This is a genomic window from Alteraurantiacibacter buctensis (assembly GCF_009827655.1).
Taxonomy (GTDB): Bacteria; Pseudomonadota; Alphaproteobacteria; order Sphingomonadales; family Sphingomonadaceae; genus Alteraurantiacibacter; species Alteraurantiacibacter buctensis.
In genome coordinates, this window is the sequence record NZ_WTYV01000001.1 from 786,205 (window position 1) to 810,379 (window position 24,175).

Sequence of the window (24,175 nt, forward strand, 5' to 3'; positions counted from 1 at the left end):
CGGCAGATGCCACAAACAGGAAGGGGCGGCCTTGGCGGGCCGCCCCTTTCGTTTTGCCTGACTGAAAAGTTCAGGGGGTGAGCTGGTTCACCACCACCGGATGAATCTGGCCAAAGAAGCCGATCCCCGCGCGGTTGCCGCGCCGCCACTGCAACCGGCCGTTGATGGTGATGCGGCCATCGATCACCAGCCGCAGGAAATCGCAGTCACCGTGCCAGGGGCCGGTGGCCTCCACCTCGCAGCCATCGGTGCGCAATGCGGTGATAGCCAGCGCCACCTGTTCGCCCGCGCAATCGCACTGGGCCGTGATCTCCAACTGGGAAGGAACCTGGAACGCCGTTGCCATGGCTTTGATCCGTTTTCGCTGTCGTCACCCGACCTTACGAAAACGTGCTTAACAAAGCCTTGTTCCCGCATTCATCGGGCGTTGGCGGCAGCCAGCCGGTTGGGCACGGCCCAGGTGCCCAGCGTGCCCGCCCGCCACAACCACTCCATCGGGCCATAGCGAAAGCGGGCGAACCACCACCGCGCCGCCAGCGCCTGGAGCGCAAACAGCACCAGCCCCGCCAGCGCCATCACCGTGGGGTTGAAGGCGTCCCACAGGCCCAGCCCCCAGCCATAGAGCAGCGGGGCCATCAGCACCGACTGGCCGATATACAGCGTCAGCGTCATCCGCCCGGGTGCGGCCAGCCAGCCCAGCAGGCGCTGCACCGGCGTTTGCCAGGCAAACACGAACACCGCCGCGTGCACCGCCGTCCAGCCCAGCATAGACCACATCATGCCCGCGTTGGCCGCGTGCCGGTCTCCGGGCAGGCCGGGCAGCAGGTCAGCCACCAGCAGCGCGAGATCGCGGCCCAGCAGGCCCAGCGCCCCACCGCCCAGCAGCACCAGCCCCCAGCCCAGCCGGTGCCGGTCAGCCCGCGCCAGCCAGCCACGCCGCTGGATGACCATGCCCACCAGGAACAGGCCGACGATCTGCATCGCGCGGCCGCGCTCGATATAGAACGACCACTTGACCACGTTGCCCCGGGTCAGGTTTTCCCATGTTGCCTGCCAGAAGGTGCCGGTGGTCAGCGTTGTGAGGTCATCCGGCGGGGCGGGGAACAGCGGCATGGCGGCCCAGCCCTGCCCCAGCGCCGCGCCCACCATGCGCGCCAGCAGCGGCACCTGCAGGAAGGCCACCATGGCGACGGCCAGCAGCACCCTGTCGCTCTTCACCCGGTCGAACGGGATCATCAGCAGGCCCACCACGGCCAGCAGTTGCAGGATCTCACCCCGGAACAGGGCCACATGCAGCGTTCCGAAGCCCAGCAGCAGCACCAGCCGCCAGATGAACCGGCCGGTAAAATCGGTCCCCCGCGCGCGGGCATTGCCCATGATCGTGGCAAAGGAAAAGCCGAACAGCATGGCGAACAGGGCAAAGCTCTTGCTGCCGAAAAGCGCGAAGATGAGGCGCAGTGTATCGTCGTTCCACGGCTCCAGCCGGTAGAGCGCAAACCGCTCTACGCAGTGGACCAGGAACAGCCCCAGCAGCGCCCAGCCGCGCAGGGCATCCACCATCGATATCCGGCCGTTCACCCCGCGCACCCCGTCTGTTGCAGGGTGTGCGCTATCACCGCGTCGGGTCTGGCACCAGCCGCATCGGCACACTGGCCGTGCCCAGCGTGCCCGCGCGCCACAGCCATTCCAGCGGGCCATAGCGATGGCGGGTGAACCACCAGGCAGCCAACAGCGCCTGCGCCCCCCAGGCCAGCACGCCCCAAGCCAGCGCCGCGCCGTTGCTCATGTCATCCCACAGGCCCAGCCCATAGCCATAGAACAGCGGGGCGAAGAGGAAGGATTGCCCGCAATAGAGCGTCAGCGTCATCCGCCCGGGCGCGGCCAGCCAGGCCAGCAGCGGGCGCAGGCCCATATGCCATAGCGATACGAAGGCGCTGACGTGGAAGGCAGTGGCGGGCAGGTTGGCAGCGTGGGCCAGCAGCCAGTCGGTCGTCTGCCGCTGCGCCTCGCTTGCCGCGGGAAGCTGGCCGGGCAGCCACAACGCAGCCAGCGCCCACAGCGCGCCGCTGACCACGGCCACGCCCAGCCACAGCTTGCGGTGCTGGTCGGCCTCGGCCAGCAGGTGGCGGCGTTGCAGCACCATGCCAAGCAGGAACAGGCCCACGATCTCGGTCACGCGGCCCGTCTCGACATAGTAGGACCACTTGCCCACATTGCCCGGCCACAGGTTGTCCGCCGCCACCTGCCAGAAGCTGCCGCCGGCCAGCGTGGGCAGACTGCCCCAACTGGCATAGAGCGGCGGGGCCACGGCCCAGTCCGCGCCCTGTCCGGCGGCCCACCAGCGCCACCACAACGGCAGTTGGGCAAAGGCAAGCAGCGCCACGGCCAGCAACACCCTGTCGCTCTTCACCCGGTCGAACGGGATCAGCAGCAGGCCCATCACCGCCAGCACAGTCAGCACCTCGCCGCGATAGAACACCACGTGAATGAGGCCGAACAGGACGAACAGCAGCACCAGCCGGCGCACGAAGCGCCAGGTAAAGTCGCCCCCCCGCGCCCGCTCGTTGGCCATGATGGTGGCGAAGGAGAAACCGAACAGCAGGGCAAACACGGCAAAGGCCTTGCCGCCCCACAGGCCGAAGGTCAGCGTGTACCACCGGTCATAGACAGGGACGAACCAGAACAGTTCGAACCGTTCCACGCAGTGGACCAGGAACAGCCCCATCAGCGCCCAGCCGCGCAGGGCATCCACCATCGCAACGCGCTTGTCCATCGGCGCTCCCCTCTCTCGAAGGTAGCGCTATCATCAGCGCGGCACAAAAGAAAGGGCGGCAACCCCGCCGGGTGCCGCCCTCCCCGTTTTCAGCGGGAGTGGGGTTTAACCCCAGACCTCCTCGGCCACCTCGACACACAGCCGGATCTTGGCCGCCTGCTGTTCGGTGGTGATGTCATTCCCGTGGACGGTGCTGGCAAAGCCGCACTGCGGGCTCAGCGCCAGCTGGTCGATGTCGGTGAACTTCGCCGCTTCCTCGATCCGGCGCTTCACGTCATCCTTGGTTTCCAGTTCGCCCAGCTTGGTGGTGACCAGGCCCAGCACCACGGTCTTGCCCTTGGGCAGGAACCGCAAGGGAGCAAAGTCGCCACTGCGGGGATCGTCGTATTCCAGGAAGAAGGCGTCGATATCCAGCTCGTTGAACATGATCTCGGCCACCGGCTCATAGCCGCCCTCGGCCGCCCAGCTGCTGCGGAAGTTGCCGCGGCACAGGTGGATCGCCTTGATCATGTCGGCCGGCGCACTGGCGAAGCTGTCGTTGATCAGCCTGGCATACTGGCGCGTGGTGGCATCAGGGTCCATCCCGCGCGCGGCGGCATGGGCGCGCTGCTCGTCATCGCACAGGTAGGCGAGGTTGGTATCGTCCATCTGGATATAGCGGCAGCCGGCAGCGGCCAGCGAATCGACCTCGGCACGATAGGCGGCGGCCACATCGGCATAGAACTCGTCCATCGTGGGATAGATGTCCTCGGGGATGCCGCTGCGCCCGGCGCGGAAGTGCAGCATGGAGGGGCTGGGAATGGTCACCTTGGGGGTGAAGCCTTCGCCCACCTGGCTGGCCAGGTACTGGTAATCGGCCAGCTGGATCGGCCGCTGGTGAGCGATCTTGCCGGTGACGACCATCACCGGCGGGGCGAACGAGACGTCCTTGCCGGCATCGTTCTTGAACGCCTTGGCCAGGCCCCCGCGCTCCTCCACGCCGGCCAGTTGCAGCAGGAAATCGGTGTGGAAGAAGAACCGGCGGAACTCGCCGTCGGTGATCGCCTTCAGGCCCAGGCCCTGTTGCCAGGAAACCAGCTCGGCGATGGCGGCATCTTCCACCTTGCGCAGTTCTTCGTGCGAAATGTTCTCGGCGGTCTTGTGCTGGCGTGCTTCCAGCACTTCGCGCGGGCGAAGGAACGAGCCGACGTGATCGGCGCGTGACGGCAATTTGCAATTCATTCTGGAATTGTCCTGTCTAAGCAATGGTTTGGCCAAAGCGTTGAAAGACCAGGGTCATAACGCGGGCTCGCGCTCGACTGGACGTGTCCACATATGCGAAGAAACCGCCGGCGCGCAAGCCCTGCTTTTTGTGCAAGTGCGAACACGGATCATCCCCCTGCCCGAAAAGACCGCTTGATCGCGCGCAAGGCCCCTTTGTATGCATCGCCTACAAAAGAGGCGGAGAGCCGGTCTGTTACGGGCCGGGCCTTTGGGGAGAGCAAGGCGATGACATTGCGAAACGGCATGCTGGCGGCATGTGCGGCGCTGCTGCTGGCGGGCTGCAATAACGGTGACGGGATCGATGCCGAGGCGCTACTGGGCGCGGGCGAGGATACGGCCAACTGGATCACCTATGGCCGCGACTATGCCGAACAGCGCTTCAGCCCGCTGGACCAGATCAATGCCGAGACGGTGGGTGACCTGGGGCTGGCCTGGTACGCCGATCTCGACACCCGGCGCGGGCAGGAAGCCACGCCGCTGGTGATTGACGGCAAGATCTACGTCACCACCGCATGGTCCAAGGTGAAGGCCTATGACGGCAAGACCGGCGCGCTGCTGTGGGAGTTTGACCCGCAGGTGCCCGGCGAGACGGCGGTGAAAGCCTGCTGCGACGTGGTCAACCGCGGCCTTGCCGCCTGGGGCGACAAGCTGTTCCTGGGCACGCTGGACGGCCGCCTGATCGCGCTCGACCGCGAGACCGGAGCGCAGGTGTGGTCGGAAGTGACCGTGGACCAGTCAAAGGCCTACACCATTACCGGCGCCCCGCGCGTGATCGATGGCCGTGTGCTGATCGGCAACGGTGGCGCGGAATACGGCGTGCGCGGCTATGTCTCGGCCTATGACGCCGATAGCGGCGACATGCTGTGGCGCTTCTACACCGTGCCCGGCGCACCGGACGAAGCGGCGGACGAGCCGGAATACCTCGCCCGCGCGCGCGAAACCTGGAACGGCGAGTTCTGGGACCTGGGCGGCGGCGGCACCGTGTGGGATGCGATGGCCTATGACGCCGAGCTTGACCTGCTGTACATCGGCGTGGGCAACGGCAGCCCGTGGAACCAGGCCTATCGCAGCCCCGGCGGCGGCGACAACCTGTACCTGTCCAGCATCGTCGCGCTGCGCCCGGAAACCGGCGAATACGTGTGGCACTACCAGTCCACGCCGGGCGAGACCTGGGATTTCACCGCCACCCAGCACATCATGCTGGCCGACCTGACGATCGACGGGCAGCAGCGCAAGGTGCTGATGCAGGCCCCCAAGAACGGGTTCTTCTACGTGATCGACCGGGCCACCGGCGAACTGATCAGCGCCAACAACTATACCCAGGTCAACTGGGCCACGGGGATCGACATGGCCACCGGCCGCCCGATCGAGAACCCGGAGGCGCGGTTTGACAAGACGGGCCGTCCGTTTGTGTCGGTGCCCGGCGCGGGCGGGGCGCACAACTGGCACCCGATGGCTTTCCACCCGGATGAAGGGCTGGTCTACATCCCGGTGATCGAGGCCGGTTTCCCTTATTTCCCCGAAGCCAACTGGCAGCCCGATCGCAACCGCGGCTTCAACGTGGGCATCGACCAGTCCGCCGGGGCCATGCCGGCAGACGAGGCCGTGCGGCGCGGCGCGGCGGCGGGCACCAGGGGGGCGCTGGTCGCCTGGGACCCGGTGACCCAGACCGAGCGCTGGCGCGTGCAATACCCCGGCCCGTGGAACGGCGGCCTGCTGGCCACCGGCGGCGGCCTGGTGTTCCAGGGCACGGCCGCGGGCATGTTCAAGGCCTATAGCGCGGCTGACGGGCGCGAGCTGTGGTCGTTCCCGGCGCAGACCGGCGTGGTGGCCCCGTCGGTCACCTATACCATCGATGGCGAGCAATATGTGGCCGTCATGGCCGGCTGGGGCGGCATCTGGGCGCTGGCACCGGGCGGCGTGCTCAACGAGACGAGCGGCCCGGTGCCCAACATCAGCCGCCTGCTGGTGTTCAAGCTGGGCGGCACGGCGCAACTGCCCCCGGCCCCGCCGCTGGCTCGCCGGCCGATCGATCCGCCGGCCTACACCGGAAACGCTGCGCAGCTTACCCGCGCCACCTATGACTTCGGCCGCTATTGCGGGGCCTGCCACGGCGATGCGGCGATCGGCTCCACCGTGCTGCCGGACCTGCGGCGCAGCGCCGTGCTGGACAATGCCCAGACCTGGCAGACCATCGTCCACGATGGCGCGCTGGCAGCCAATGGCATGGTCGGCTTTTCGCAGTCGCTAAGTGCCGAGCGGATCGAGGGCCTGCGCCAGTATGTCATCTTCCGCGCCAACCAGGACAAGGAACTGGGTGGCATTGGCAACCAGCCCTGATCCTGCCAGCGCCCCCGCGGTCATTCTAACGATCGTTAGCTTGATCGCGCGGGCATAGGCACTATGGATTGCGTCTGTTAGCATTTCGCCATCTGCAGGCCGGATTCGGATTCGGCCTGCCTGCCATGCCCTTGGGAGAGAGGATTTACCCATGAACGAGATGACCACGATTGACCGTACCCAGCGCGAATATTCGGATGCCGTGAAGAAGGCGCTGGCCCGCAAGCCGCAGCTCTACATCAACGGCGAGTGGGTCGATTCCAGCGGCGGCACCACCATCGACGTGGAAGACCCTTCCAACGGCAAGGTGATCTCCAGCTTTGTGGAAGCCACCGACAAGGACGTTGACCGTGCCGTGGCCGCTGCCCGCGTAGCGTTTGACGATGGCCGCTGGCGCAACCTGCCGCCGGTGGTGCGCGAAAAGACCCTGCACAAGATCGCCGACCTGATCGAGGCCCATGCCGACGAGCTGGCCGAGCTGGAAGCGATCGACGTGGGCAAGCCCAAGGGCATGGCCAGCGTGGTGGACGTGCCCGGTGCCGCCAACCACTTCCGCTACATGGCGGGCTGGGCCGGCAAGATCAACGGCGATACCCTGCCGCCGTACTCGATGCCCGGCAACATGATGTTCGCCTATACGCTGAAGGAGCCGGTGGGCGTCTGCGCGCAGATCGTGCCGTGGAACTTCCCGCTGCTGATGGCCTGCCTCAAGATTGCCCCGGCCCTGGCCGCCGGCTGCACCACGGTGCTGAAGCCTGCCGAGCAGACCAGCCTCACCGCGCTGCGCCTGGCCGACCTGATCCATGAAGCCGGCGTGCCCGCAGGCGTGGTCAACATCATCACCGGCTATGGCCACACCGCGGGTGACCGCATGGTCAAGCACCCCGATGTGGACAAGGTGGCCTTCACCGGTTCCACCGAGATCGGCAAGCTGATCAACCGCAACGCCACCGAACACCTGAAGAAGGTGACGCTGGAACTGGGCGGCAAGAGCCCCGTGGTGGTGATGCCGGACGTTGACGTGGCCGAAACCGCGCCGGGCGTGGCGGGTGCGATCTTCTTCAACTCGGGCCAGGTCTGCGTGGCCGGTTCGCGCCTCTATGCGCACAAGAGCGTGTTCGACAAGGTGGTGGAAGGCATGGCCGCCACGGCCGACTTCTGGGCCCCGCGCCCCAGCCTTGATCCCGCCGCCCACATGGGCCCGGTGGTCAGCAAGGAACAGCATGATCGCGTGCTGGGCTACATCGAAGCGGGCAAGCGCGATGGCGCGAGCGTGCTGATGGGCGGCGATGCCCCCTCGGCCGATGGCGGCTACTACATCAACCCGACCATCCTGACCGACGTGAACCCGCAGATGAGCGTGGTGCGCGAGGAGATCTTCGGCCCCGTCGTCGTCGCCCAGCGGTTCGAGGACCTGAACGACGTGGTCAAGGAAGCCAACGACACGCCTTATGGCCTGGCCGCCGGCGTGTGGACCAAGGACGCCAGCGCCGCCGTGCGCATCGCCAGCCAGCTCAAGGCCGGCACCGTGTGGGTCAACTGCCACGCGATGATCGACCCGGCGCTGCCCTTCGGCGGCTACAAGGAAAGCGGCCTGGGCCATGAACAGGGCCGCCTGGGTCTTGAGGCTTACCTTGAGACCAAGTCGGTGCTGATGAAGCTGTAATTGATTGGTGCGGGGGCGGTTTAGGCCGCCCCCGTCCCGTTCCGCTCAACCGTCATCCCAGCGAAAGCTGGGATCGCTGGCCAGCAGACTCCTGCCTTGCCGACAGCGACCCCAGCTTTCGCTGGGGTGACGATTACAACCGAGGACCACCATGCCCATCGACCTCTCCAAGATCCGCGCCATCGACGTTCACGTACACGCGGAAGTCAGCTGCCACGATCCCGAAGACCCGGTGATGGGCAAGTTCTTCGATGCGGCGAGCCACTATTTCAAGGCCCCGCGCGAGCGGCCCAAGATGCCCGAGATCATCGAGCTGTACCGCGAGAGCCAGATCGCCTTCTGCATGTTCACCGTGGACTGCGAAAGCGGCATGGGCGCCAAGCGCGTATCGAACTACGAGGTGGCCGAACTGGCCAACAAGAACGACGATATCTGCATCCCGTTTGCCTCCATCGATCCGCACAAGGGCAAGTATGGCGCGCGCGAGGCGCTGGACCTGATCGAGAACCACGGCGTGAAGGGCTTCAAGTTCCACGGCATCGCCCAGAACTGCCATCCGGCGGACCCGATGGGCTATCCCATCTACGAGGTGATCAACGAGTACAAGCTGCCCGCCATCTTCCACACCGGCCATTCCGGCATGGGCACCGGCATGCGCGGCGGCGGCGGCATGCGCCTGAAGTATGGACAGCCGATGCTGGTGGACGACGTGGCGGTGGACTTCCCCGACATGAAGATCATCCTGGCCCACCCGAGCTGGCCGTGGGTGGACGAGAGCCTGAGCATGGCGCTGCACAAGACCAACGTGTTCATCGACCTGTCCGGCTGGAGCCCGAAGTACTTCCCCAAGCAGGTGATCCAGTACGCAAACACCCAGTTGAAGCACAAGATGCTGTTCGGCAGCGATTTTCCGCTAATCCACCCGGACAAGTGGATCAAGGTGGCGCAGGAAGTGGGCTTCAAGGAAGAAGTGATGCCCGGCATCATGAAGGACAACGCAGCCAAGGTGCTGGGGCTGGTTTGAGGCCAATGGCTCAAGGTCCGTTCGGGTCGAGCGCAGTCGAGACCCAATGCGCGGCATCTCGACTTCGCTCGATGTGAACGGCGGCGGCACGATGACCGACCCCGCCGACATCCGCGCCTTCCTGCGCCTCTCGCCCACCCTGACCACATCGGGCCGCCTGCAACCGGGCGATCCGGCGCGGCTGGCGGCAATGGGCGTGGCGCACGTGATCAACCTGGCCATGCCGGACCATCCCGAGGCCCTGCCCGATGCGGCGGCTGAAATAGCGGCTGCGCGCCTTGGCTATACCCACATCCCGGTGCCCTTCGATGCGCCGACGCTGGAGCATTACCGCGCTTTCGCCACCGCGCTGGAAGCTGCCGAAACGCCCGTCCACGTTCACTGCATCATGAACTGGCGCGTGTCTGCCTTCCTGTGCCGTTGGCACCGCGAGCGCGGCATGGCCGATGATGCGGCGCGGGCGCAGATGCAGCTTGTCTGGGACCCCGAATCATCGGATTACCCGCACGCGGATAAATGGGCGGCAATCGCGCTCGGATAAGAGAGTCTGGGGAGAGACTGACAGTGGATTTCAACGGCAAGCACATCTGCGTCACCGGCGCATCTTCGGGTATCGGCCTGGTGACCGCGCGGATGCTGGTGGCACGCGGCGCACGCGTCAGCCTGCTGGCGCGGCGCAAGGAACTGCTGGACGAGGTGGTGGCCGAACTGGGCGCCAACGCGGCGGGCTTTCCGGCGGACGTGGGCGACAAGGCCAGCCTGGAAGCCGCGCTGGATGCCGCCGCCGCGCATTTCGGGCCCATCGAGGCGCTGTTCGCCAATGCCGGCCTGACGGGCGGCTTCACCCCCTTCACGGCCTTCGATCCGGAGGTCTTTGCCGAGACCATCAAGGTCAATCTCACATCCGTATTCTGGGCCGCGCAGAAGGTGCTGCCCGCGATGATCGAGGCAAAGAAGGGCGCGATCCTCGTCACCGGCAGCATGGGCTCGAAGCGCGGCATGGCGATGAACCCGGCCTATGTGTCCTCAAAGCATGGCGTGCTGGGCCTGACCCGCGCTATCGCGGTGGAAATGGCCCCGCACGGCATCCGCGCCAATTGCATCATCCCCGGCTTCATCCGGACAGAGGCCCTTGACCGTATTCCCGACCACCAGAAAGGCATGATAGCCGCCCGCGTGCCCCAGCGCCGCATGGGCGAGCCGGAGGAACTGGCCGAGGTTGCCTGTTTCCTCCTGTCCGACGCGGCCAGCCACGTCACCGGGCAGGATTGGGCGGTCGATGGCGGCGTGCTGGAAAGCATCGAGGTCGGCTGAATTTAAGGAGAAAACTACAATGCGCGCATGGCAACTGCCCGCCGGGTCGACCGGCTTCGACAAACTCTACCAGGACACCCTGCCCGACCTGACGCCCGGCCCGGGCGAGGTGCTGATCGCGCCGCGCGCCTGGTCGATCAACTACCGCGACTTTGCCGTCGCTGCCGGCAAGTATTTCGGCGGCGCGCTGACCGAGCCGGCCGTGCCGCTGAGCGACGGGGCGGGCGAGGTGCTGGCCGTAGGCGAAGGGGTGACCGACTTCGCCCCCGGCGACCGCGTGCAGGGCAGCTTCTTCCTCGACTGGGCAGACGGGCCACAGGTGATGGGCCGCGCGCTGGGTGACGGCAAGGCCCCCGGTATGCTGGCCGAGCAGGTGGTGTTGCCCGCGCAAGGGGTGGTGAAAGTAGCGGACAGCCTGAGCTGGGCCGAAGCCGCCTGCATGCCCTGCGCCGGCGTCACCGCGTGGAACGCGCTGTTCGAAGGCGGCCGCCCGATTGGCAAGGGCTCCCGCGTGCTGGTGCTGGGCAGCGGCGGCGTGTCACTGATCGCGCTGCAACTGGCGAAAGCCGCCGGGGCCGAGGTGATCGCCACCAGCTCGTCCGACGAGAAGCTGGCCCGCGTGCTGGCCATGGGGGCCGCGCACGGCGTGAATTACAAGGCCGTGCCCGATTGGGGCGCGCATGTCGCCCGCGAGTTCGGTGGGGCGCACAAGGTGGTCGAGGTTGGCGGCGTGGGCACGCTGCAGCAGAGCATGAACGCGCTGGCATCGGAAGGCGAAATTGCCCTGATCGGCGTGCTGGCTGATGGCGATCCGCCCCACCCGCGCCAGTTGATGATGATGGGCGGCAGCATTCGCGGCATCTTCGTTGGCAGCGTGGCCATGGCGAAGAAGCTCAACAAGTTCGTCGACGCGCACCAGATCAAGCCGCCGATCGGGGCCACCTTCGGCTTTGATGAAGCGCCCGCCGCCTATGCCCATGCCTGGGGGCCGGACAGCTTCGGCAAGACGGTGATCGTGCGCGACTGAACTTGACGCCGATCATGGTGCGCCGTGCCCGCGCGTGGCATGGCGCACCGGTCTTGCAAATGCGCCGGCGAGAGCGCATGCTTTTGGTTGAGGAGTCAACACTATGTGGCAGGTCCGCGTCGCCCCCTGCGGCGATTTCGATAACCGACCGTTCGAATCGGCCCACTTTACCTGCGTGCCGTTGGCCGCCGCGATGGGCGCGGAAGTGCGCGGCGTGCGCCTGCCGGACTTGTCCGATGAGGGCGTGGAAGACCTGAAGCGCGCGCTGTGGAAGCACAAGATGCTCTACCTGGCGGACCAGCACCTCAGCCACGCCGAACACGCCGCCTTCTCGCGCCGCCTTGGGCCCTTCGCGGTGGACGCCTACACGCAAGGCGTGCCCGAGGAGCGCGACGTGCACCCGATCATCAAGGAAGCCGACGAGGTGACCCCCAGCCTGTTCGGCGGCGGCTGGCACACCGACAGCCCCTTCCTGGAAGAGCCGCCCTCCATCACCTTCCTGCGCCAGGTGGAAGGCCCGCCCTGGGGCGGTGACACCACCTGGACCAACTGCGCCCTTGCCTTCAAGATGCTCAGCAAGACCTACCAGGACATGCTGCGCCCGCTGAAGGTGTGGATGAGCGCGCGCAACAACTTTGCCACGCAGGCCTTCCTGCGCGGTGAGCCGATCGGCTTTGGTGACGCGGAAAAGCAGGCGCAGGGACTGAAGGGCTCCATTCACCCGCTGGTCCGCACCCACCCGCACACGGGCGAGCCATCTCTCTACATCTGCGACACCTATGCCGCCGGGATCGACGGCATGACTACGCATGAGGCGAAGCCGCTGATCGATTTCCTGGTGCAGCACACGATCCAGCACGCCTTCACTTGCCGCCTGCGCTGGCAGCCGGGCATGGTGTGCATGTGGGACAATGCCGCGACGATGCACCTGGGCCCGAACGACTACGACGGCTTCCGGCGCGAGATGTACCGCACCACGATTGCGGGCGGGGTGCCGAGATAAAGGCTGGTTCAGGAGGGGGATCAATCACTCCCCGAAGAAGTTCAGCTCCAGCAGCACGTTGTTGGGATCGGCGGTGAAGATTTGCCGCAGGCCGATGGCGGCCACGAAGTTCTCCTGGAAATCGGCTCCGCGCGCTTTCAGCCGCTCCAGCGTTTCTTCGTAGCCGCTCAGTCGCAGCGCAATGTGGTGCAGCGCGCCGGTCAGGTCGCCCGGAGTAATCTCGCGGTCGTAGGTCCGCACGCAGTCGAGCGAGTTGATGTGGATGATCGCGCGGCCTGCATCGTCATACATCCACTGCGCCGTCTCAGGGGTCAGCGGCGGGGGGCCGTCGCGCCGCTCCAGTCCCAGCAGTTCCTCGTAAAACCGGGCGCTGCCATCCAGGTCGCCGGTGATGATATTCACGTGATCGAGGGCTTCGACTTTCATGGCTCTCTCCCTGCCGATTTGCGGTGTCGATTTTGGCCGATTTGTGGTGGCGCAAAGCGCCTTATCGCTTGCACCCTTAGCGCAACATTGTATGTGACGCATACAATTTCGCGTATGTGATTCCTTCACAAACATGGAGAGGTGAGGAAAAATGGCTCAAAATCTGGAACAGATCCTCGCGGGCACCGACAACATCGTCGACAAGCTCCGCAATTCGCAGATCGGTGCCTATGTGTACCCGGTCGTGGCCCCGGAATTCTCGAACTGGCGTTCGGAGCAGTGGGCCTGGCAGCACAGCGCCGTGCTGTTCGACCAGTCGCACCACATGTTCGACCTGTACATCAAGGGCCCGGACGCGCTGAAGCTGCTGACCGACACCATGATCAACTCCCCCAAGGGCTGGGAGAAGAACAAGGCCAAGCAGTACGTGCCGACCACCCCCTATGGCCACGTGATCGGTGACGGCATCATCTTCTGGCTGGAAGAAGAAGAGTTCGTCTACGTGGGCCGTGCGCCCGCCGCCAACTGGCTGCGTTTCCAGGCCGAGAAGGGCAAGTACAACGTCGAGATCATCAACGATCCGCGTTCGCCTTCGCGTCCGATGGGCAAGCCGGTGCACCGCATCTCCTGGCGCTTCCAGATCCAGGGCCCGCGCGCCTGGGACGTGATCGAGAAGCTGAACGGCCAGCCGCTCGACAAGCTCAAGTTCTTCAACATGAGCGAGATGAAGATCGGCAACAAGACCGTGCGCACCCTGCGCCACGGCATGGCCGGCTCGCCGGGCCTCGAAATCTGGGGTCCGTACGAAGAGCAGGACTACATCCGCGACGAGATCCTGAAGGCTGGCGAAGAATTCGGCCTGATCGCCGTGGGCTCGCGCGCCTATCCGTCGAACACCCTGGAATCCGGCTGGATCCCCAGCCCGCTGCCCGCCATCTACACCGGTGACGAGCTGAAGGATTACCGCGAATGGCTGGGTGCCGACAGCTACGAAGCCACCGGCGCGATCGGCGGCTCGTTCGTGGGCGACAGCATCGAGGACTACTACCTCAACCCATGGGAACTGGGCTATGGCCCGTTCGTGAAGTTCGACCACGACTTCATCGGCCGCGAAGCGCTGGAGAAGATCGATCCGGCCGTGCAGCGTAAGAAGGTGACGCTGGAATGGCACGCCGACGACATGAAGAAGATCGTTGGCTCGCTGTTCGATCCGGAAGGTGAACAGTATAAGTTCTTCGACCTGCCGCTGGCGAACTATGGCAACAGCAACTACGACAAGGTGATCGACGCGAACGGTCGCACCGTGGGCCTGTCGCTGTTCACCGGCTACTCGTACAACGAGAAGAAGGGCCTGAGCCTCGCCACTGTCGACCACGAAATCCCGCTGGGCACCGACCTGCACGTTGTGTGGGGCGAGGAAAACGGCGGCACCCGCAAGACCACCGTGGAGCCGCACAAGCAGCTCAACGTGCGCGTGCGCGTTTCGCCGGTGCCGTACTCGGCCATGGCGGGCGACACCTACGCCGCCGGCTGGCGCTCCAGCCGTCAGGGCTAAGCGTTCCAGGGTTTCTCTGGACGGGAAAAGAGGGGCGGTGCCGCAAGGCGCCGCCCTTTTTCTTTGCGCGCAATGCGCTAGGCTGCGCGGCGAAGAGGGAGAACCCAATGGTCGATTTCAGCGGTGATCCGTCCGCCCGGGGCTTCTACGCCCCGTTGCGGTTCGAGGCGGACCTGCACGATTGCCAGGTGGAAGGCACGCTGCCCGCCGCGCTGGACGGCACGTTCTATCGTAGCTGCGTGGACCGGCGCTATCCCCCGCGCGTGGCGAACGACATACCCTATAACGCCGATGGCGCGATCGACATGTTCCGCTTCCGCGATGGCCACGTGGACTTCCGCAGCCGCTATGTCCGTACGCCCCGCTATGTGGCGGAACGGCGCGAGCGGCGGGCACTGTTCGGGGCCTATCGCAACAAATACACGAATGATCCGCTGGCCACCGACCTCTCGATGAACACGGCCAACACCACGCCCATCGTCCATGCCGGCAAGCTGTTCGCGATGAAGGAATCCAGCCCGCCGATGCTGCTGGACCCGCACACGCTGCGGACCATCGAGGAGCACGATTTCGGCGGCCGGCTGGGCGCCACCAGCTTCACCGCCCACCCCAAGATCGACCCGACGACGGGCGAGATGATCGCCTTTTCCTATGAAGCGAAGGGCGACCTGAGCGATGACCTGGCGGTCCACTTCTTCACCCCCGACGGCACGCTGACCCGCTCGGTCTGGCTGAAATGCCCGGTGGTCAGCATGATGCATGACTTCATGATCACCCAGACCCACGTGATCCTGCCCACCACCGGCATGGTCACCAGCGAGGCCCGGCTGCTGGCGGGCGAGAATCACTGGGCCTATGACCCTGCCGTGCCCGGATACGTGGGGATCCTGCCGCGCGATGGCACGACGCAGGACGTGCGCTGGTTCCAGGGCCCGCCGGACCGCGCCATGCTGATCCACGCCACCAATGCCCGCACAGAGGGCAACAAGGTGATCCTCGATGCCCCGGTGGCGCGCGGCAACTTCAACCCGCAGTTCCCCAATGCGGACGGCTCCCCCTTCGACCACGAAGCACGCAAGAACACCGTTCGCCGCTGGACCTTCGACCTTGCCACCGGCGCCTGGGACGAGGAGATCCTGTTCCCCGGCGTCACCCCCACCAGCTTCACGCGGATGGACGACCGCTTCATCACGAAAGCGTTCCGCTGGAGCTTCAACCTGCTGACCGATACCGCCCTGCCGTGGGATGAAGCGCGCGCCGGTCCGCTGGGATCGCAGTGGAACGCCTGGTATCGTTTCGACCACCTGCACGGCACATACGAGAAGTGCTCCGCCGGCCCCACCCACACCCTGCTGGAACCGCAGTTCGTGCCCCGCGGCGCCGATGCGCCGGAGGGGGACGGCTATGTGATTGGCGTGGCCAACAACCTTGCCACCATGGCCAGCGAACTGGTGGTGGTGGACGCGGTTGACTTTGCCGCCGGCCCCATCGCACGGGTGAAGCTGCCGTTCCGCCTGCACATGCAGGTCCACGGCTGGTGGGTTTCGTCAGCGGACCTGCCGTTCGATTTCGGCCGTGATTACGACTACGACGGCCCGCAGTACCTTTAGGAGAGGATCAAGACCCGCATGACCAACTACGTTCTCGTCCACGGGGCCTGGGGCGGCCACCACACCTATGGCCAGGTGCCCGCGCGGCTGGAGGCAGAGGGCCACAAGGTGCTCAACTGCACGCTGCCGGGCCTGGGGAGCCGGCAGGCCGAGCTGCACCCCGGCATCACGCTGACCGACCATATCGATGCCGTATGCCAGCAGATCGAAGAAGCGGGGTTCGACCGTTTCGTGCTGGCGGGCCACTCCTATGGCGGCATGGTCATCACCGGGGTGGCGGGCCGGCTGGGCAAGCGGGTCGATGCCATCTGCTACATCGACGCCTTCCTGCCCGACAACGGCCAGAGCCTGTACGACATCACCGGCGCCTATGAGCACGCCTGGTACATCGACAGCCAGAAGTTCCGCCCCGGCCTGGTGGAACCGATCGGTTCGATCGACTTCAAGATGGTGCCCGGCGTGGTCGGCTATCATCCCCTGCTGACGCTGGTGGAGGCGGTGCAGCTTTCGGGCGACGAGCAGGCGATCCCCAGGAAGGCCTACATCTTCGCCAATGCCTACAACCCCACCCCCTTCCCCCGCTTTGCCGAAAAGGCGAAGGCGGCCGGCTGGGACTATCACGAGGTGGCCACCGACCATTTCGTGATGCAGAACGATCCCGATACCACGGTGAAGGTGCTGCTGGGCCTGGCGGAGTAGGATGGGGGACCAGCCCCTCGTCGCGGGTCGTGATTGCGGACCCTGCGCCATGTGCTGCGAGGTGCTGCGGATCGAGGCGCTGGACAAGCCCGAGCTGACCCCCTGCGCGCACCAGCAGGGCGGCTGCGCAATCTATCCCGACCGGCCGCCCGCCTGCCGCGAGTTCTACTGCGGCTGGCGGGCGCTGCCCTTCGTGGGCGCGCACTGGTATCCGCCGGACAGCGGGATGATGGTATTTCCGCTGGCGAGCGAAAAGCGCCTGACCGTCCACGTCGATCCGGCGCGGGCTGATGCGTGGCGGCAGGAGCCCTATGCCACGGACCTCGCCAACTGGGCGCAAGCCGCGCGGCGCATGGGGATGCGGCTGGCGGTGGTCGTTGGCCGGCAGGAAGTGGCCGTGCTGGCGGAGTGAACCCGGCGGGGCAAATGCCGCCGGGTCAGGCTGCCATCAGCAGCTCGTCCATCTTGGCAAAGCCCTTGCGGGTAATCCCGATCAATGCGCGGCGCCCGTCCGCCGGATCCTCCATCCGTTCGGCCAGGCCGCCATCGATCAGCATGGCGATATAGCGGCCGGCAGTGGTCGCCGGCGCGCCCGAGGCAATGGCCAGGCTCTTGATCGACAGGCGGCGGCTCTCCATCCGCGCGCGATAGAGTTCCAGCAGCATGTCCCATCCCGGCTCTCCGAACAGGTCCGCGCCAAACAGCGCGTTGCGCCGCGCGCGCAGGTCCGCCAGCAGGTCGGCGGGGACAGTCCCGCCGTACTGCAGCCGTGGCGTGGCATAGGGCTTGCGCACCGGTTGCTGCGCGGCAAACCCTTCCTCCACGATCTGCGCCAGCCGCCGCAATTGCGGGCACATTTCGAACTGCTGCTCGGGAAAATCCACGTAACCCATTAACGACCCCTAGCTTCACGCGCAGGCTCATTTTTCCCGCGTCGTGCCCGTCATCCAACCCCTTTGCCGACCGGCGCAGCGCCCCGCCAAGGCACGGTCACATCAGGGTTAATACTGAATCGGACATTCTAGACTCTTTGCAAAGTCCACTGGTTACGTGTCACGCGACTACGTGATGGCCAATGGTCGCGGGCCTGGCGTCAGGCGATCAGGCCCAGGCTGATCGCGCGGATGGCCGCCGTGGTGCGATCGGATACCGAAAGCTTGCCGAAGGCCCGCCGCAGGTGCGTATCAACCGTGTTGGCCGAACAATTGAGCATCTCGGCAATGACCGAATTGCTCTTGCCCAGGGCCACCCACTGGAGGATTTCCCGCTCACGCGGCGAGAGCAGGACTTCGGGCGGGTTCTGGAGCACCGCCTCGCAGAGCCGCATGTGGCCGGCCTGGACCACCGCCTGGACCATCCGCCGCTCCTGCGCTGAAAACGCGCGGCCCTGATCAGCCGGAACCAGCGTGGCGAAGGCATTGCTCTGGCGCGGACCATAGCCGGGCACGGCCAGGCCATCGAGCGTATCCTCCGCGGCGCCCAGGCGGGCCAGCATCTGCTGGCGAAACTGCTGCTCGGCAGCGGCGATGGGCGCGCTGCTCCAGGCCTCGGTCCAGGTCATCACCCGCCCGCTGGCCAGGGTGCGGCGGGGAACCACGTCCAGCCGATCGAACTCGGTATCGGTATAGGCATCGATGAAGCGGCGCGGGAAGCCGAAGGTCAGCGGACGCAGGCTTCCGGAGACCTGCGCGCCCTTCACGAAGAAGTAGGAGCCGGCCACGAAACCCTGGGCGCGCAGCGAGCGGACCAGGCCCTTCCACAGGCGGACGGGATCATCGCTTCGCGCGATTTCCTGCAAGCAATCGAGGAGCATCTGCCTCTCTCAACACAACCTCCCGCGGGTGAAGTGTAGGCAGGGATGGATTGAGAAACAACAGCTTAAATTGTCGTCAGGGCCAATTCGGCTGGCGGCGAAAGGCGCGCCGGGACCAGGGCCCCGGCCCTCGCCCCGTCAGGCAGCGCGGCTGTACTGGCGGCGCTGCGGTGCCTGCACGTCCACCCCTTCCAGCCGGAACCCGTCCGACAGCTCCTGCAGGCGGCGGGATTCCTCGGCCAGGCTGCGGGCGGCGGCGCTGGCTTCCTCCACCAGGGCGGCGTTCTGCTGCGTGGCGTGGTCCATCTCGTTAAGCGCGGTATTGATCGTGTCGAGCGAGACCGATTGTGCGCCGGTCACTTCGGCAACCGAAGCGGACAGTTCGGCCAGTTCGCCGATCAGTCCGGCAATGCCATCGAAGGCCACGCCTGACTGTGCGACCAGTTGCGCGCCGCGTTCCACGTTCTCCACGCTCTGGATGATCAGCGACTTGATCTCGCTGGCGGCATCGGCGCTGCGCTGGGCCAGCAGGCGCACCTCGCTGGCGACCACGGCAAAGCCCTTGCCGGCCTCGCCCGCCCTGGCGGCTTCCACCCCGGCGTTCAGTGCCAGCAGGTTGGTCTGGAAGGCGATGCCGTCGATCAGGTCGATAATCGCGCGGATCTGGTTAGCCGACTTTTCGGAGGCTTCCATCGCGTCGACCGCCTCGCTCACCACCTTGCGCCCGTCGGCGACCGACTGCTGCGAAGTCGCGGCGCGGTCGGACATGGACTTGGCCCCGTCGGCCGTGCGGCGCACGCCCCTGGTCAGTTCGTGCAGCGCGGCGCTGGTTTCCTCCAGGGTGGCGGCATCGTTCTGCGTGCGGATGGCCAGGTCATCCGCCGCCTGGCGGATCTCGGTGGCCCCGTGCGAAACGCTGCGTGCGGCATTGGCCACATCGGTCAGCGCACCGGCAACGGACTTGCGCATCCGCTCGAAATCTTCCGTGATGCGCGCATACTCGGGCGGCAGGGTGCTCAGCGAGCTGGTAAAATCGCTGTCGGCCAGCGCCGCCAAGGCCACGCCGATGGCTTCGATCGCTTCCAGCCGGCTGCATTCCTCGGCCTTGAAATAGGCAGAAAGGGCCACCTCCATGTCCAGCAGCGCAACTTTGACCAGCGTTGCCACCTCGCCTGCGGTGCGCCCGCCGTCCAGCATGCCGCCGAGCGATCCCTTCACCGCACGTTCGACCACTTCGGACAGGACGCGCGAATAGCCGCCGATGTACCAGGTGGGATCGAGGCCGATGCGGGCGTGGACATTGCCGATCCGCTCCGCCCGCTCAAGGTAGGCGGCGCCGGGGCGCTGCGAGAACAGTTCGGCCCAGTGTTCGATCTGCTTCGATCGCGCCAGGTCCATCTGCGGCTGGCCGGAGAACTTGGCCGCCAGCGCCGGCACCGTGCGCACCTTGGCATAGAAGCGGTCCAGTGCGGGGGGAGCCAGCCGCGCCATGCGGCGGGCAATGCGGGGGAAACGGGCAATGTCATTCTGGTCGATGCCGAAAAAGTCGAGACGGTCTTCAACCGTGGTATCGTGGGCCATAGCGGGTAAGCCTTGTAGTAGCAGACTACCCGGCTATATTAGAATCGCACTTCGGATACGTACGGAAGTCCGTACGTAACTTCCCTTGGTCGTGTTACCGCCCGGCCAACGCTGCCTCGCACTCGGTCATCAGCGTCTGGATGATCTGGGCGGCGGGTTCCTCGGCCTTGACCATGCCGACGGACTGGCCGGCCATCACGCTGCCGTTCTCCACGTCACCATCGATCACCGCGCGGCGCAGGGCCCCGGCCCAGAAGCGTTCGATGCGCAGTTGCGCCTCGCCCATGTCGATGCTGCCCTGATCCAGCAGCAGGGCCACCTCGCGCTGCTTGGCGGCGAATTCCTCGGTGCCCTTGTTTTCCAGTGCCCGCACCGGGATCACCGGCAGGCGCGGATCGATCTGCACCGACGCCACCGCGTTGCGGGCGCTGGCGCGGAAGAACATCTTCTTGAAATCGGGGTGGGCAATGCTTTCGGTGGCGCAGGCAAAGCGGGTGCCAAGTTGCACGCCGCAGGCTCCCATCTGCAGGTAGCGCGCGATCATCTCGCCGGTGCCGATGCCGCCGGCGACGAACACCAGGTTGTCCTGCGCCAGTTCGGGCAGGATTTCCTGCGCCAGCACGCTGGTGGATACCGGGCCGATGTGGCCGCCCGCCTCGCTGCCCTCGATCACCAGCGCGTCCGCGCCTGAACGCAGCAGCTTCTTGCCCAGCGCCAGCGTGGGGGCAAAGCAGATGACCTTGGCGCCGGTTTCCTTGATCGCTTCCACGCTGCCCTTGGGCGGCAGGCCGCCCGCCAGCACCACGTGGCCCACCTGGTGCTTCGCGCAGACCGCAATCAGCGCGAACAGGTCCGGGTGCATGGTGATCAGGTTCACGCCGAAGGGCCTGGCGGTCAGCGCCCTGGTGGCGGCGATCTCGGTATCGAGCAGCTCGGGCGTCATCGCCCCGCAGGCAATCACGCCAAAGCCGCCGCCGTTGCTGATCGCGGCCACCAGGTTGCGCTCGGAAACCCAGCTCATCGCGCCGCACATGATGGCGGTTTCGGTGCCCAGGAAAGCGGCCCCGCGCGCCATCAGCGCGTCGGTGCGGGGAAACGCGGTCAAGCGGCGGTCTCCACCGCGTCCAGACCATAGGCGGTGTGCAGCACGCGCACGGCCAGCTCGGTCTCGTCCTCGTCGATCAGCACGGAGATCTTGATCTCGCTGGTGGAGATCGCGTCCACGTTGATGCCGCGATCGGCCAGGGCCTTGAACATCGTGCTGGCCACGCCTGCGTGGCTGCGCATACCCACGCCCACGACGCTGATCTTGGCCACCTTGTCGTCGCTGATCAGGCGGTAGAAACCGATCTGCTCCTTGCGCTCTTCCAGCATGGTCTGGGTGCGCAGCAGGTCGGACTTGGGCACGGTGAAGGTGACGTCGGTCTCGCCCTTGTCCTTGGCGATGTTCTGGATGATCATGTCCACGTTGATGCTGGCATCGGCCAGCGGACCGAAGATGTTGGCCACCGCGCCGGGCCGGTCGGGCACGCGGGTGAGGGTGATCTTGGCCTCGTTCTTGTCGGCGGCGATGCCGGTGATCAACTGGCGTTCCATGTCGGTTCCTTCCACTTCCTCGTCGCTGACGATCATCGTGCCCGGCAGGCTGTCGGCCGGCGGGGCGCCTTCCTCGATGAACGAGGAGAGCACCTGCACGCGCACCTTCTCCTTCATCGCCAGGCTGACCGAGCGGGTCTGCAGCACCTTCGAGCCGACCGAAGCCAGTTCGAGCATTTCTTCGTAGGTCACGTTCTTCAGCTTGCGGGCCTTGGCCACGATCCGCGGGTCGGTGGTGTAGACCCCGTCCACGTCGGTATAGATGTCGCACCGGTCAGCCTTCAGCGCGGCGGCCACGGCCACGGCCGAAGTGTCCGATCCGCCGCGACCCAGAGTGGTCACGCGGCCGGCGGGGGAAATGCCCTGGAAACCGGGAATCACGGCAATCTCGCCCGCCTGCATGGAAGCCACCAGCGCGGGCGCGTCGATTTCCTCGATGCGGGCCTTGGCGTGGGCGTCATCGCTCCTGATCGGCACCTGCCAGCCCAGCCAGCTGCGCGCCTTGCAGCCCATCGCCTGCAGGGTCAGCGCCAGCAGGCCGGAAGTCACCTGTTCGCCCGACGCCACCACCACGTCGTATTCGGCGGGATCGTAGAGCGGATTGGCCTCGCGGCAGAAGTTCACCAGCCGGTCGGTCTCGCCCGCCATGGCGGAGACGACCACGGCCACCTCATCACCCCGCGCGGCTTGCGCGCGCACGATATTGGCCACGCGCCGGATGCGCTCGGTCCCGGCCATGGAGGTGCCGCCGAATTTCATCACGATACGGGCCACGGGGCTGCTATCCTTGCTGCTGGTCTGGAATCACGCGCGCTGTTAGGGGTGCTGCATGGCTGATGCAACTGTAGCAAGTGAAACCATCCGCGCCAGCGAGGCCGCACACTTCGGCAAGCTGGCGGCAGACTGGTGGAATCCCGCCGGTTCCAGCGCCATGCTGCACAGGCTGAACCCGGTGCGCCTTTCTTTCATCCGCGCGGCGATTGACCTGCACTGGGGCGGCGATGTGCGTGGCATCAGGCCGCTGGAGGGCAAGCGCGCGCTGGACGTGGGCTGCGGCGCGGGCCTGCTGTGCGAACCGCTGGCCCGGCTGGGGGCGCAGGTTACCGGCGTGGACGCGGCGGAAGAGAACGTGGCCGCCGCCACCCACCATGCCGTGGGTGCGGGCCTGCCTGTCACCTATCACCATGGCGAGCTGGCAGCGCTGGCGCTGGGCCGGTTCGACCTTGTCACCTGCATGGAAGTGATCGAGCACGTGGCCGACAAGGCGCTGTTCGTGGCCCAACTGGCCGATCATGTGGCTGATGGGGGGTTGCTGGTCATGTCCACCCCCAACCGCACCGCGCGCAGCCGCGTGCTGCTGGTGGAAGGGGCCGAAGCGCTGGGCATGGTCCCGCGCGGCACCCACCACTGGGACGATTTCGTCACGCCCCACGAACTGCGCGATCTGTTGGCCGATGCGGGCCTGGTAATGGGCGAGCCGCAGGGCATCGCCTGGACCCCGGCAAAAGGCCTGCACCTGTCCGCCGACATGGCGCTGAACTACATCGTCACCGCGCAGGCCGGATGAGCGCGCCGTGATCCTGCGCGACAAGCCGGGCTTCATGCAACTGGCCTTTGCCGTGCGCGGATCGATCGTGCCGGTCATCGCCCCGCAGGTGCTGGGCCTGGCCGCTTTTGCCGCGCTGGTGGTGTGGGCAGACCGGCACCTGGCCACCTTCCCGGAGATCGAGGCCACCCCTTTCACCGTGTTCGGCATCGCCCTGTCGCTGTTCCTCGGCTTCCGCAACAATGCTGCCTACGACCGCTGGTGGGAGGCGAGGAAGCTGTGGGGCGGACTACTGGCCGACCTGAGGAGCTTCGCCCGCGAGACCGAGCTGTTTTTGGCCAGCGAGGCGGACCGGGCGCGGGCCTTGCGGCTGGCGCTCGCCTTCATGCACCTGCACCGCGCGATGGCCCGCCGCCTGCCCGACGATGCAACAGCGCGGACGGCGGCCGGCCGGGCCGGGCTGTCCGCCGATGGACCGCTGCCGCGCCCCTGTGCTGCGCTGGATTCGATTGCCACCCTGCTGGCCAACGCCCGCAGAGATGGCACGCTTGACGGCTATGGCGCCAGAGCGCTGGCCGAGCGGCTGGCCAGCATCACGCTGGGCCAGGCCGGCGCCGAGCGGATTGCCCGCACCCCGCTGCCCTATGTCTATTCGCTGCTGATCTACCGCACGACGTATCTCTATTGCCTGCTGCTGCCGCTGGCGCTGGTGGGGCCGGCGGGCTGGCTGGCCCCGCTGTTCGTGGGCATCGTGGCCTATGTGTTCCTGGGCCTGGCCGAGGTGACCGAAGACCTGGCCCACCCCTTCGGCAACACGCCCAACGCCCTGCCGCTGGATGCGATCTGCCGCACGGCGGAGATCAGCCTGGCCCCGCACCTGGGCGAGGAGCCGCCGCAGCCGCTGGCGCCGGTGGACTATTATCTCAGTTGAGTGCGGCT

23 protein-coding genes are annotated in these 24,175 nt (G+C 66.3%); 13 read left to right on the forward strand and 10 right to left on the reverse strand.

The features are described 5' to 3' along the window. Window positions 1-70 precede the first annotated feature (70 nt). From GRI99_RS03690 to GRI99_RS03705, 4 genes are all read right to left on the reverse strand, one after another. On the reverse strand, window positions 71-346 hold the full coding sequence (locus tag GRI99_RS03690) for a hypothetical protein (protein WP_160770611.1): 276 nt from the start codon (window positions 344-346) through the stop codon (window positions 71-73). A 71-nt stretch (window positions 347-417) separates the two neighbouring features. Beyond that, window positions 418-1,578: a DUF418 domain-containing protein gene (locus GRI99_RS03695; protein ID WP_160770612.1), complete on the reverse strand. Its 1,161-nt coding sequence runs from the start codon at window positions 1,576-1,578 to the stop codon at window positions 418-420. Window positions 1,579-1,612: 34 nt separating this feature from the next. Further along, entirely contained in the window at window positions 1,613-2,773 is a 1,161-nt protein-coding gene (locus GRI99_RS03700; RefSeq protein ID WP_160770613.1) for a DUF418 domain-containing protein, read from the reverse strand. Between the two features lie 105 nt (window positions 2,774-2,878). Beyond that, the gene (locus GRI99_RS03705; RefSeq protein ID WP_160770614.1) at window positions 2,879-3,994 is read right to left on the reverse strand and encodes a 5-methyltetrahydropteroyltriglutamate--homocysteine S-methyltransferase; all 1,116 of its coding nucleotides are present in this window, start codon (window positions 3,992-3,994) and stop codon (window positions 2,879-2,881) included. 267 nt (window positions 3,995-4,261) lie between these two features. Between GRI99_RS03705 and GRI99_RS03710 the strand changes: the two genes are divergently transcribed. From GRI99_RS03710 to GRI99_RS03740, 7 genes are all read left to right on the forward strand, one after another. After that, window positions 4,262-6,376: a PQQ-dependent dehydrogenase, methanol/ethanol family gene (locus GRI99_RS03710; protein WP_237438088.1), complete on the forward strand. Its 2,115-nt coding sequence runs from the start codon at window positions 4,262-4,264 to the stop codon at window positions 6,374-6,376. Window positions 6,377-6,527: 151 nt separating this feature from the next. Then, complete coding sequence (locus GRI99_RS03715) at window positions 6,528-8,042, forward strand: aldehyde dehydrogenase family protein (protein ID WP_160770615.1); 1,515 nt, start codon at window positions 6,528-6,530, stop codon at window positions 8,040-8,042. A gap of 151 nt (window positions 8,043-8,193) precedes the next feature. Continuing rightward, window positions 8,194-9,066: an amidohydrolase family protein gene (locus GRI99_RS03720; protein ID WP_160770616.1), complete on the forward strand. Its 873-nt coding sequence runs from the start codon at window positions 8,194-8,196 to the stop codon at window positions 9,064-9,066. A gap of 46 nt (window positions 9,067-9,112) precedes the next feature. Next, window positions 9,113-9,607 (forward strand): beta-lactamase hydrolase domain-containing protein, encoded by a 495-nt coding sequence (locus GRI99_RS03725; RefSeq protein ID WP_237438089.1) that lies wholly within the window; start codon window positions 9,113-9,115, stop codon window positions 9,605-9,607. Between the two features lie 23 nt (window positions 9,608-9,630). Then, complete coding sequence (locus GRI99_RS03730) at window positions 9,631-10,380, forward strand: SDR family NAD(P)-dependent oxidoreductase (RefSeq protein WP_337192852.1); 750 nt, start codon at window positions 9,631-9,633, stop codon at window positions 10,378-10,380. Window positions 10,381-10,399: 19 nt separating this feature from the next. Further along, window positions 10,400-11,407 (forward strand): zinc-dependent alcohol dehydrogenase family protein, encoded by a 1,008-nt coding sequence (locus GRI99_RS03735; protein WP_160770618.1) that lies wholly within the window; start codon window positions 10,400-10,402, stop codon window positions 11,405-11,407. Between the two features lie 103 nt (window positions 11,408-11,510). Then, complete coding sequence (locus tag GRI99_RS03740) at window positions 11,511-12,410, forward strand: TauD/TfdA dioxygenase family protein (protein ID WP_160770619.1); 900 nt, start codon at window positions 11,511-11,513, stop codon at window positions 12,408-12,410. Between the two features lie 24 nt (window positions 12,411-12,434). Here GRI99_RS03740 and GRI99_RS03745 read toward each other — a convergent pair whose 3' ends face one another. Beyond that, entirely contained in the window at window positions 12,435-12,836 is a 402-nt protein-coding gene (locus GRI99_RS03745; protein WP_160770620.1) for a VOC family protein, read from the reverse strand. Window positions 12,837-12,987: 151 nt separating this feature from the next. Between GRI99_RS03745 and ligM the strand changes: the two genes are divergently transcribed. The 4 genes from ligM to GRI99_RS03765 all read left to right on the forward strand — a co-directional run bounded on the left by ligM (window position 12,988) and on the right by GRI99_RS03765 (window position 17,112). Next, entirely contained in the window at window positions 12,988-14,391 is a 1,404-nt protein-coding gene (ligM, locus tag GRI99_RS03750) for a vanillate/3-O-methylgallate O-demethylase (RefSeq protein WP_160770621.1), read from the forward strand. Window positions 14,392-14,498: 107 nt separating this feature from the next. Next, window positions 14,499-16,001 (forward strand): carotenoid oxygenase family protein, encoded by a 1,503-nt coding sequence (locus GRI99_RS03755; RefSeq protein ID WP_160770622.1) that lies wholly within the window; start codon window positions 14,499-14,501, stop codon window positions 15,999-16,001. Window positions 16,002-16,019: 18 nt separating this feature from the next. Beyond that, entirely contained in the window at window positions 16,020-16,700 is a 681-nt protein-coding gene (locus GRI99_RS03760) for an alpha/beta fold hydrolase (RefSeq protein WP_160770623.1), read from the forward strand. A gap of 1 nt (window position 16,701) precedes the next feature. Next, the gene (locus tag GRI99_RS03765; protein ID WP_160770624.1) at window positions 16,702-17,112 is read left to right on the forward strand and encodes a CxxCxxCC domain-containing protein; all 411 of its coding nucleotides are present in this window, start codon (window positions 16,702-16,704) and stop codon (window positions 17,110-17,112) included. A 25-nt stretch (window positions 17,113-17,137) separates the two neighbouring features. On the opposite strand, the gene GRI99_RS03770 is transcribed toward GRI99_RS03765, so the two are convergent. The 5 genes from GRI99_RS03770 to GRI99_RS03790 form a co-directional block, all read right to left on the reverse strand. After that, window positions 17,138-17,593 (reverse strand): helix-turn-helix domain-containing protein, encoded by a 456-nt coding sequence (locus GRI99_RS03770; RefSeq protein ID WP_160770625.1) that lies wholly within the window; start codon window positions 17,591-17,593, stop codon window positions 17,138-17,140. 200 nt (window positions 17,594-17,793) lie between these two features. Continuing rightward, window positions 17,794-18,513 carry a helix-turn-helix transcriptional regulator gene (locus GRI99_RS03775; protein WP_160770626.1) on the reverse strand — a complete coding sequence of 240 codons (720 nt, stop codon included), beginning with the start codon at window positions 18,511-18,513 and terminating at the stop codon, window positions 17,794-17,796. A 138-nt stretch (window positions 18,514-18,651) separates the two neighbouring features. After that, window positions 18,652-20,094 carry a globin-coupled sensor protein gene (locus tag GRI99_RS03780; protein WP_160770627.1) on the reverse strand — a complete coding sequence of 481 codons (1,443 nt, stop codon included), beginning with the start codon at window positions 20,092-20,094 and terminating at the stop codon, window positions 18,652-18,654. A 94-nt stretch (window positions 20,095-20,188) separates the two neighbouring features. Then, window positions 20,189-21,169, reverse strand: a complete 981-nt coding sequence (locus tag GRI99_RS03785) for an NAD(P)H-dependent flavin oxidoreductase (protein WP_160770875.1) — start codon at window positions 21,167-21,169, stop codon at window positions 20,189-20,191. Window positions 21,170-21,195: 26 nt separating this feature from the next. Next, a complete protein-coding gene (locus tag GRI99_RS03790; protein WP_439098419.1) occupies window positions 21,196-22,464 on the reverse strand; it encodes an aspartate kinase in 1,269 nt (422 codons plus the stop codon). Between the two features lie 55 nt (window positions 22,465-22,519). On the opposite strand from GRI99_RS03790, the gene ubiG reads away from it, so the two are divergent. Together ubiG and GRI99_RS03800 are read left to right on the forward strand one after the other, a co-directional pair. Beyond that, window positions 22,520-23,257 carry a bifunctional 2-polyprenyl-6-hydroxyphenol methylase/3-demethylubiquinol 3-O-methyltransferase UbiG gene (ubiG, locus tag GRI99_RS03795; RefSeq protein WP_160770628.1) on the forward strand — a complete coding sequence of 246 codons (738 nt, stop codon included), beginning with the start codon at window positions 22,520-22,522 and terminating at the stop codon, window positions 23,255-23,257. A 7-nt stretch (window positions 23,258-23,264) separates the two neighbouring features. Then, on the forward strand, window positions 23,265-24,167 hold the full coding sequence (locus tag GRI99_RS03800; protein WP_160770629.1) for a bestrophin family protein: 903 nt from the start codon (window positions 23,265-23,267) through the stop codon (window positions 24,165-24,167). Window positions 24,168-24,175: the final 8 nt, after the last annotated feature.

What these genes read in the sequence shown, in the direction of transcription:
- GRI99_RS03700 (WP_160770613.1), bottom strand. Translation starts at nt 2,773, where the DNA reads ATGGACAAGCGCGTTGCGATGGTGGATGCCCTGCGCGGCTGGGCGCTG.
- GRI99_RS03710 (WP_237438088.1), top strand. Translation starts at nt 4,262, where the DNA reads ATGACATTGCGAAACGGCATGCTGGCGGCATGTGCGGCGCTGCTGCTG.
- GRI99_RS03740 (WP_160770619.1), top strand. Translation starts at nt 11,511, where the DNA reads ATGTGGCAGGTCCGCGTCGCCCCCTGCGGCGATTTCGATAACCGACCG.
- GRI99_RS03745 (WP_160770620.1), bottom strand. Translation starts at nt 12,836, where the DNA reads ATGAAAGTCGAAGCCCTCGATCACGTGAATATCATCACCGGCGACCTG.
- GRI99_RS03720 (WP_160770616.1), top strand. Translation starts at nt 8,194, where the DNA reads ATGCCCATCGACCTCTCCAAGATCCGCGCCATCGACGTTCACGTACAC.
- GRI99_RS03690 (WP_160770611.1), bottom strand. Translation starts at nt 346, where the DNA reads ATGGCAACGGCGTTCCAGGTTCCTTCCCAGTTGGAGATCACGGCCCAG.
- GRI99_RS03775 (WP_160770626.1), bottom strand. Translation starts at nt 18,513, where the DNA reads ATGCTCCTCGATTGCTTGCAGGAAATCGCGCGAAGCGATGATCCCGTC.
- GRI99_RS03705 (WP_160770614.1), bottom strand. Translation starts at nt 3,994, where the DNA reads ATGAATTGCAAATTGCCGTCACGCGCCGATCACGTCGGCTCGTTCCTT.
- ligM (WP_160770621.1), top strand. Translation starts at nt 12,988, where the DNA reads ATGGCTCAAAATCTGGAACAGATCCTCGCGGGCACCGACAACATCGTC.
- GRI99_RS03785 (WP_160770875.1), bottom strand. Translation starts at nt 21,169, where the DNA reads ATGGCGCGCGGGGCCGCTTTCCTGGGCACCGAAACCGCCATCATGTGC.
- GRI99_RS03780 (WP_160770627.1), bottom strand. Translation starts at nt 20,094, where the DNA reads ATGGCCCACGATACCACGGTTGAAGACCGTCTCGACTTTTTCGGCATC.
- GRI99_RS03760 (WP_160770623.1), top strand. Translation starts at nt 16,020, where the DNA reads ATGACCAACTACGTTCTCGTCCACGGGGCCTGGGGCGGCCACCACACC.
- GRI99_RS03735 (WP_160770618.1), top strand. Translation starts at nt 10,400, where the DNA reads ATGCGCGCATGGCAACTGCCCGCCGGGTCGACCGGCTTCGACAAACTC.
- GRI99_RS03715 (WP_160770615.1), top strand. Translation starts at nt 6,528, where the DNA reads ATGAACGAGATGACCACGATTGACCGTACCCAGCGCGAATATTCGGAT.
- GRI99_RS03725 (WP_237438089.1), top strand. Translation starts at nt 9,113, where the DNA reads ATGCGCGGCATCTCGACTTCGCTCGATGTGAACGGCGGCGGCACGATG.
- GRI99_RS03770 (WP_160770625.1), bottom strand. Translation starts at nt 17,593, where the DNA reads ATGGGTTACGTGGATTTTCCCGAGCAGCAGTTCGAAATGTGCCCGCAA.
- GRI99_RS03765 (WP_160770624.1), top strand. Translation starts at nt 16,702, where the DNA reads ATGGGGGACCAGCCCCTCGTCGCGGGTCGTGATTGCGGACCCTGCGCC.
- ubiG (WP_160770628.1), top strand. Translation starts at nt 22,520, where the DNA reads ATGGCTGATGCAACTGTAGCAAGTGAAACCATCCGCGCCAGCGAGGCC.
- GRI99_RS03755 (WP_160770622.1), top strand. Translation starts at nt 14,499, where the DNA reads ATGGTCGATTTCAGCGGTGATCCGTCCGCCCGGGGCTTCTACGCCCCG.